Here is a 1675-nt window from a genome sequence, read left to right on the forward strand (position 1 = left end):
ACATGACTTATGCAGTTCGTTCCATTTAAATGGGAAAGATATAGAGTTGGAAAATTGTTGTAATAATCGCTGATAAACGCTTGACTTTTATGAATCACCAGAATAATCACGAGGAATACCCTTCAACTGGGTATATCTTAACGGATTTTAGGTGATTTTTTTGAAAGAAACACTCGAGCAGCCACGTTTTCGCGATCTTAACCAAGGAGAATGCGCCGGAGCGCCAATCCTGCGCTCGCTATGGGATCATTTCGATTTTTCTTTGCTACTTACGCAATCTGGCATTAGCAAGCGCAATGGAGTTCCTTCTTGGATGCTTTGTTTTATGTATGCGATTGGGCTGGTATCGAATAGCTCCTCTGTGAATCAGATGGCTTTGTTAGCTAGTAAGGACGCACTGCTTGCGATCATGTTCAAACCCTATAAGCTTGCTCAGTACACACTTAGTCGATTTTTCACAACGCCGTTTGCATGGCGAACGTTTGGTCAAAAACGTGTTGCACGACTTCAAGAAGATAGTGATACTGCACTGAAATCAGGTGACGTCATTAACTTGGATGATACCCATATTGCCCATCCATACGCCAAAAAATTGCCGTTCTTATGCTGGTTGTTCGACTCGTCATCCAAAACGTATAGCTGGTGCATGAATCTGGTTGTCCTTCAAGCTGTGCTTCAAAATGGTCTTGAATACCCGCTCTTCTACAGCATGTGGCACAAGGTGGAAAAAGACGAATATGGACTTACCAAGATTGATTTAGCAAAGCAGATGCTGCTTATGCTTCGTGAGAATGTATCCTGCAGACTCTGGATTGCCATGGATCGATGGTACTTATGCAAGGAGTTCTTTGTTTTTCTCATGGACCATCATTTCGATTGGGTAACCAAAGCGAAACGCAACACCGCCCTATACCGCAAGGTCATTACGGCTGGACGACGAGATCGATATGTTCCCGTGTCAGCACGTCAACTAATTAAAGAAGCGTACAAATCGCTCGCATCTCCGCGTGCTCCAGGACTTACGGCTATTGCTCTTCCCGATATGTATATGAAACTTCCCTACCTTACTACCGGAAGAAAAGGGCAAGCGACTACGAAAGATCGCTTCGTCCCCATTGCTGCCATCGTTGCTGCTCGCTTGAGGGAAGAGGAAGAATTAAGCGTTCACATGGAGGACAGTGAAAATAGTCCTGCAACGTACAAGGGAGCCTATCTCATCATTAGTAACCGCCACGATGTGCCTAAAAAGGCGCTAGAAGTCTATGGAAAACGCTGGCGCATTGAAGTGTTTTTCCGCATGGCTAAGCAAGATCTCGCTTTCGGGAAATGCCATTCCACTTCGGAGTCACATCAGCATGCGCATATGGAATTAGTGTTCGCTACGGAAACGCTATTAGCCTATGCGTTATGGCAAGTAAACAAAGAAAAAACGAGTGATGAGAGCTGCACCCACGGCGAAATGGTTCGCGGACTCTTCAAAACTCGTTGCCAGGTTCACAGTAGAAACCACAAGGGTTCTAAGAGAATCTACGTCGATTTTGACATAGAAGCACACCGTTTTGCAAGTCTTATTTCCGCCTACTGGCCAAAGAGTCTGCTCATGACCTGGTGGCCCGTTTATTCAAGCATAGATTCTCACAATTCCCAATTAATTCAGCGAACTGCATAAGTCATG

At 45.0% G+C, this 1675-nt stretch carries 1 protein-coding gene; it reads left to right on the forward strand.

What is annotated here, in order from left to right:
- Nucleotides 1–160 precede the first annotated feature (160 nt).
- A complete protein-coding gene (locus RCO25_RS35075) occupies nt 161–1669 on the forward strand; it encodes a transposase (protein ID WP_374992225.1) in 1509 nt (502 codons plus the stop codon).
- Nucleotides 1670–1675 lie beyond the last annotated feature (6 nt).

It is taken from the genome of Paenibacillus sp. LHD-38 (genome assembly GCF_031157315.1).
Lineage (GTDB): Bacteria > Bacillota > Bacilli > Paenibacillales > Paenibacillaceae > Pristimantibacillus.